This is a genomic window from uncultured Victivallis sp., from assembly GCF_944391105.1.
Lineage (GTDB): Bacteria > Verrucomicrobiota > Lentisphaeria > Victivallales > Victivallaceae > Victivallis.
This window is the reverse complement of record NZ_CALXSK010000078.1, coordinates 1-6,549: the sequence shown is the minus strand read 5'-3', so window position 1 is coordinate 6,549 and position 6,549 is coordinate 1. Positions and strand designations below refer to the sequence as shown.

Below are 6,549 nucleotides of genomic sequence, written 5' to 3'. Positions count from 1 at the left end.
TTCTCTCGCCTTTAAGCTGAAGCTATTCGGCTACATACCGGCGCAGCCGGTAGTTTTTTTGCGCTTAAGCAATATAAGAATCCGCACTTTTTCGCTGCGAAAGAGTGCGGTTTTTTTGTTCAGAAGAGAGACGCCACTTCAGGAAACCACAGCGCTTCGGCACACGCGGCAAGGTTCACGACACTGTGCATCAGCATTGCGCTCAAAAGATTGCGCCGCACGAGGTAGATCACCTGAAAGGTCAGCCCCATCACAAAAAGTGCGGGGATTCCGAGCAGAAAGAAGTGGATGAGCGAAAAAATCAGCGAAGTCAGCAGAATCGAAGAAACCACTCCCATCGGCCGCAGCAGCCCGAAGAGCACACGACGAAAAAAGATCTCCTCGGAAAACGGCGCGCCGATGATCGTGCCGATCGCGATGCCGACCTGCGCCACAGGCCCCGCCCCGGCCAGGATTTTGACGATCTCCTGCTTCTCGTCGTAGGAGATTCCGAGCCAGTCGAGCAGAGCCTGCCAGCCCGCGGTCGCCAGGTTGCCGATCAGCAGAATCACCGCCATGCCGATCAATACGGCCAGGAAATCCCCCGCTTTGAGCGGACGGATTCCAAGTTTGGCGGCGAAATGCCCCTGCGGCGGCCACAGCAACAGAGTCCCCGCCAGAAATCCCGAAGCGATCAACCCCTGTCCGACCGGCATTGCAGCCATCGGGATGGCCGGATCCCCCATTGAGAACATCTCGCCCAGCAGAAAACCGCCGGTGCCCCCCAGCAGCGCCGCGCCGAATCCGCCGAACAGAACAAAGAGCAGAATCGGCCAGTCGAGGCCCCGCCTCCAGGGAGCCCGGAAGATCCGGGCGGTGATGCGTCCAAACCCGGTCACGCGCCGGCCTCCAGCGTAATTTCCCGTTCGGAATCAGAGAGGTGGCGAATCCGCACGATCTTCATTCCGGGCGGAAGAATGTCGGCGATCCGCGCCGGCCACTCGACGAGCGCGAACGACTCGGGATCGTTGAGGAACTCGTCCACTCCGAATGCGAGCGCCGAAGCGGAGTTCCCGATCCTGTAGAGGTCAAGGTGATAGAGCATCCCACGTCCATCCGGAAGCGGATACTCCTGCACAATCGTGTAGGTCGGACTCGATACCGGTTCGGTGATGCCGAGACCGCGCGCAAACCCGCGCGAAAAGACCGTCTTCCCCGCACCGAGGTCGCCTTCGAGAGCGATGACCGTTCCGCGCGGCAGCTCGCTCGCGAGAGCGGAGGCGAACGCCTCGGTCTCGGCTTCGGAGCGGCTGATGATTTTCTTTTCAGTGTTCATAACCGTATTTCCCGTTCACGGACAACGGATCACCATCCGGGCCGGCCACTTCCGGGGAGCCGGGCTCCGCCGCGCCGATCCGGGTCAGTTGCCCGAATTTCCAGTTTCGTTCCAGCTCCCCGGCCCGCTCCGGCGGAACCGTGAAAAGCAATTCGTAATCCTCGCCGTCGATGAGGGCGCCGCTTTGATCCGCCCCCGCGCGCAGCGGCAACGTTGCCGGATCGACCGTCAGCCGGACGCCGGAAGCCTCCGCCAGTCTCCGGGCATCGAGCAGCAATCCGTCCGAAACATCGAGCATCGCCGACGCATAACGCCCTTCCGCCAGAAACCGCCCCTCGGCAAGACGCGGCGAAAAATCGAGGTGGTGTCCACTCGCGAGCGAGTTGCCGAGTTCCCCCGTGACGTAGAGCAGATCGCCAGACTTAGCACGCCTGCGGAGCACGACCTCCCCTCGCCGCACCTTGCCGAGGATGGTCAGTGTTGCGACCTCCCCCTCCGAGGGCAGCGAGGAGATGTCCCCGCCGACCACTGACACGCCGAACTCCCGCCCGCAGTCGGAGACGCCGCGGCAGAACTCCACGACCCACTCGGCCCCCCTCCCCGAAGAGGCGACCGTCAGCAGAGCCCAGAGCGGATATCCGCCCATCGCGGCGATGTCGCTTAAATTCCGGCAGAGCAGCTTCCGCCCGGCCTGTCGCGGCGGCGTCGACTCGCGAAAGTAGTGAACGCCGCCGACAAGCTGATCGACGGCCGCCAGCAGCAACCCGTCGGAACTCCACTCCAGCGCGGCGCAGTCGTCGCCGGGACCGACAACGACTGATCCGGCCTGCGGCAGGGTCGGGAGCAGTTTCTTCAAAATTTCCAGTTCATCCGGCATGGTGTTCAATATACCTCACTCTGAAAGAGAAGTCAACTTGAAAAGGAGAGGAATCCCGGGTATATTAATAAAAAGGGATTATCCCGTCATCATCCAAATCATTCATCGGAGTAATCATGTGCGGAATTGCCGGTATCGTCAACCACCGCGGCGATCCCGCCGTCGGTGAAATCATCGCTGCGATGAGCGCCGCGCTCACACATCGCGGGCCGGACGCCTCGGGTTTTTACCTTGACGAACAAGTGGCGCTCGGCCACCGGAGACTCTCGATCATCGATCTCGAAAACGGAACTCAGCCGTTCAAGAACGAAGACGGCAGCGTCATCGCGGTATTCAATGGAGAAATCTACAATTTCCGCAGGCTGCGGGATGAATTGACCGCGCGAGGCCACACATTTCGTTCCGCGACCGACACCGAGGTGATCGTGCACCTGTACGAGGAGCTCGGCGGGGAGTGCGTGCGGCTGCTGGAAGGGATGTTCGCCTTCGCGGTCTACAATGCGAAGACCCGGCGGCTGCTGCTCGCCCGCGACCGGACCGGTCAGAAACCGCTGCTCTATTTCATGACGAACGGAACTCTGGTGTTCGCCAGCGAGTTTCCCGCGCTCAAGTGCCATCCGGAAATGCCGAAGGAACTTGACGTGAACGCCGTAAGCGACTATCTGAGTTTTCAATACGTCCCGGGACCGGGAACGATCTACCGGAACGTCCACAAGCTCGCACCGGGTCATCAGCTGGAATTCCGGCTGAACGAGGGGACGACCTCCATCCGCAGTTACTGGCGGCTCGACCACTCGCTGAAGCTGACGGAAAGTTTCGACGAGGCGGCACGGACTCTGCGCGGACTTGTCGAGAAATCGGTCGAACGGCGACTGATGGCCGACGTCCCCGTCGGGACGTTCCTCTCCGGCGGCGTGGACTCCACCATCATCACGGCGGTCGCCGCCGCAAAACGGCTTCCGCAGAAGACGAACGCCTACACGATCGGTTTCAACGACGCGAAATACGACGAACGCTCCTTCGCTGCCCGGGCCGCCGCGGCGATCAACCGGCAGACGGGAGGGGCGCTGATTCACCGGGAACGGATCGTCGAGCCGGGAGATTTCCCGTTGCTCGAAAAACTCTGTGCCCACTGCGGAGAACCGTTCGCGGACGCTTCGATCCTGCCGACGGCACGGCTCTCGGAGTTTGCGGCCTCCGAAATCAAGGTCGCCCTTTCCGGCGACGGCGCGGATGAGATTTTCTGCGGGTATGAGCGTTACCTCGCACTCCGGTGGGCGTCGCGTTTCTCGCTGCTGCCGGGATTTCTGCAACGCCCGCTGCTCAAAGCCGCGGGCGCGCTTGTTCCCGATGGCGGAGAGCGCACGCATTGCGGACGGCTGCGCCGTTTTCTGAAGGTCATGGCAGCGCCTCCGGGACAGCGTTATTTCACGCTGCTGGATCGTTGCGGCTCCCAGCTCAAGGAGTCGCTGTTCGGGGAGAAACTCCAGTCGGCCGCAAACCGCAACTCCGCAGAACTCTTCGAAACGCTGCAATGGGAACTGACTTCGGGCAACCGGATCGAACGGCTCTCGGAGCTTGACATACACACGTATCTGCCGGGGGACATCCTCACGAAGGTGGACATCGCCTCCATGGCTTTTTCCCTCGAGGTGCGTTCGCCGTTCCTCGATCGCGAGGTCATTGAATTCGCGGCCCGGCTTCCGCTCTCGTACAAGCTGCGCGGCACAAAGCGCAAACGCATTCTGTGCGAAGCGTTCAAGGATCTGCTGCCGCGCGAAATCAGCGCACGGCCCAAGAAGGGATTCGGCGTCCCGATCGCCACCTACCTGCGCGGGGAGTGGCGGAACGTCACGGAACAGGCCCTGTTCGACGGCAAACTGTGCAACGGCGAATACTTCCGGCGCAGGACGGTCGAACAGATCTGGAAGGAGCATCTCTCCGGGAGGCGGGATCACAGCTATCTGCTGTGGAGTCTCCTGATCTTCTCGCTGTTCCTGGAGCGCAACTGACAAACAAGAGGAGAACGTCATGATGCAGGAGAAACTCGTCATCGTCGGCAGCGGGCCGGCGGGGTACACGGCAGCGATTTACGCCGCGCGCGCGAATTTGAATCCGCTTCTTCTGGCCGGTCCGGTTCCGGGAGGGTTGCTGACCCAGACCACGCATGTGGAGAACTTCCCCGGCTTTCCCGAGGGAATCACGGGATACGACCTTGTGATGGGAATGCAGCAGCAGGCAGAACGGTTCGGAACCCGGGTTGAATATGATGAAATCGTCGAATTCCAGCTCACGGACGGAGGAATTCAGACGCTGAAACTCTCCTCCGGCGAAACGATTGAAGCCGAAGCGTTGATTCTCGCGACGGGAGCGAGTCCGCGTTACCTCGGAATTCCGTCCGAAGAGCGGCTCCGGAACAAGGGGGTTTCCGCCTGCGCCACCTGCGACGGAGCGTTCTACAAGGATGTGCCGGTGGCGGTGCTCGGCGGCGGGGATTCCGCGATGGAAGAGGCAACGTTTCTGACGCACTTTGCGAGCAAAGTCTATGTGGTTCACCGTCGCGACGAACTGCGCGCCTCGCCGATCATGGCGGAACGCGCGAAGGCCAATCCGAAGATCGAATTCGTCTGGTCGAGCGAAGTCGAAGAGATTCTGGGGGAAAACAAGGTCACGGGGCTGCGCATCCGGAACAACAAGAGCGGCGAAGTCTCGGAACTTGCGTGCAACGCGGTCTTCGTCGCGCTCGGGCATGTGCCGAACACCGGGCTCTTCAAGGAGTTCATCGACACGGACGCGGCAGGATACGTGATCCTGAAGGAGAACACCTCCATGACGAAACTTGCAGGAGTTTTCGCGGCCGGCGACTGCGCGGATCCGCGTTACCGTCAGGCGATCTCCGCCGCCGGAATGGGCTGCAAAGCCGCAATCGACGCGGAACGCTACCTCGAATCCCGGCATCGGCATTGATAAAACCGAAAAACGATCCACAGGCGACTCCTTCAACGGGTCGCCTGTTTTGTTTATTTCCCGTTCTCCTTTTCAAAAAAAACCAGGAAATTTCGCATTTTTCCCATTTCCCGTCTTGACATGAAGCATCTTTTCAGGTATAATTAATACTGTCTAGACAATATAAAATGATTTTTCAAAATGAGTATACAAAGTTCTGTTTTCAAAAACGAAAATTCCCGGCACAATGAACTCAAAGCGTGCCTGCTCGATCAAATCGGGCGCAGTGACTGCAATATGCGGCTGCCTTCGGAGACGGCGCTGGCGAAGCAGTTCAACGTCTGCCGGGCTACGATGAACAAAGTGATGGTGGAGCTGGAGCGTGAGGGATATGTCGTGCGCCGGCCCGGCAAAGGGACTTTCGTCTCGCCGCGGGACAAGACGGTCGAGAGCAGCGCGGCGCGAAACGGCAGCCGGACGGTGATGATCGCATATCCGGACTTCTTCGCCTATCCGCTGTGGCAGGCGGTTCACTTCGCGGAGATGCTCGCATTGAAGCAGAACTTGCGGTTGATCAACTTCAAGATGCAGGCGGAAACGGACTACGCGACCTTGTTTCATGTCATACAGCAGAATCCGGATCTGGAGGGGATTCTGATGATCCCGCCCGCAACCGGAATGCCCCGCCCGGTGTTGCGGCAGCTCGACACTCTCAACCTCCCCTGCGTGCTGCAGATTTCACAGGAGAATGTGTCGATCTACCGCAACTTATGCACGATCGACTGGGATCACTTCAAATCCGGTTATCTGCGAATGAAAGCGCTGCTCGCCCGCGGGCATCGCAAAATCGGTTTTGTGGAGAACGAGCCGGGGCGGCTTGCCGCAACGGACCGCGGCATCCATCATGCGTTGCGGGAGTACGGGCTGCGTCAGCAGCATCTGCTGCGGTCGAAAACAGCGGCGTCCCCCTGGAAAGATCCGGTTGAAACCGGCTATCACCAGACTGCGGAGCTGCTGGAACATCATCCGGAACTTACTGCGCTTCTGGTCGATACATTTCCGGGGGCGTACGGTGCGCTGCGCGCGATTGATGAGCGCGGGTTGCGCTGTCCCGCGGACGTTTCGCTTGTCACGGCAATGGATATGATGAGTTACGGCCGTCTCTCCCGGCCCGCGCTCACGACCGTGCTGGGGAACTCCGAGGCGCTGATCGAAAGGATGTTCCAGATGATCCTCGGCGGCAGATCGGATGTTCCCCGCCACGTTGTGCAGGATGTCGAACTCATTGAACGAGAAAGCATCAGGACGCTTTCCTGAAATGAAACTACCAACCCAAAGGAGATGGTATGATAAATAGCTGACGTTCGCGGTTTCTGCTTGCGGCGTGTAATTTATGGCGATTAACTTACAC

6 protein-coding genes are annotated in these 6,549 nt (G+C 59.9%); 3 read left to right on the top strand and 3 right to left on the bottom strand.

Annotated elements, in window-relative coordinates; translation table 11 throughout:
- Nucleotides 1–119: 119 nt before the first annotated feature.
- From Q0K10_RS15345 to thiL, 3 genes are read right to left on the bottom strand one after another with little or no spacing between them, the layout of a single operon-like run.
- The gene (locus Q0K10_RS15345) at nt 120–878 is read right to left on the bottom strand and encodes a type II CAAX endopeptidase family protein (RefSeq protein WP_294508962.1); all 759 of its coding nucleotides are present in this window, start codon (nt 876–878) and stop codon (nt 120–122) included.
- On the bottom strand, nt 875–1,315 hold the full coding sequence (gene tsaE, locus Q0K10_RS15340) for a tRNA (adenosine(37)-N6)-threonylcarbamoyltransferase complex ATPase subunit type 1 TsaE (protein ID WP_294508959.1): 441 nt from the start codon (nt 1,313–1,315) through the stop codon (nt 875–877). The genes Q0K10_RS15345 and tsaE overlap by 4 nt, the downstream gene beginning before the upstream one ends.
- Entirely contained in the window at nt 1,305–2,192 is an 888-nt protein-coding gene (thiL, locus tag Q0K10_RS15335; RefSeq protein WP_294508956.1) for a thiamine-phosphate kinase, read from the bottom strand. The genes tsaE and thiL overlap by 11 nt, the downstream gene beginning before the upstream one ends.
- 116 nt (nt 2,193–2,308) lie before the next feature.
- Here thiL and asnB point away from each other — a divergent pair, with 116 nt between their 5' ends.
- The 3 genes from asnB to Q0K10_RS15320 all read left to right on the top strand — a co-directional run bounded on the left by asnB (nt 2,309) and on the right by Q0K10_RS15320 (nt 6,455).
- Nucleotides 2,309–4,204: an asparagine synthase (glutamine-hydrolyzing) gene (gene asnB / locus Q0K10_RS15330; protein WP_294508954.1), complete on the top strand. Its 1,896-nt coding sequence runs from the start codon at nt 2,309–2,311 to the stop codon at nt 4,202–4,204.
- 19 nt (nt 4,205–4,223) lie between these two features.
- Nucleotides 4,224–5,159 carry a thioredoxin-disulfide reductase gene (trxB, locus tag Q0K10_RS15325; protein WP_294508951.1) on the top strand — a complete coding sequence of 312 codons (936 nt, stop codon included), beginning with the start codon at nt 4,224–4,226 and terminating at the stop codon, nt 5,157–5,159.
- Nucleotides 5,160–5,339: 180 nt separating this feature from the next.
- On the top strand, nt 5,340–6,455 hold the full coding sequence (locus tag Q0K10_RS15320; protein WP_294508949.1) for a LacI family DNA-binding transcriptional regulator: 1,116 nt from the start codon (nt 5,340–5,342) through the stop codon (nt 6,453–6,455).
- The last annotated feature ends 94 nt before the right edge of the window (nt 6,456–6,549 follow it).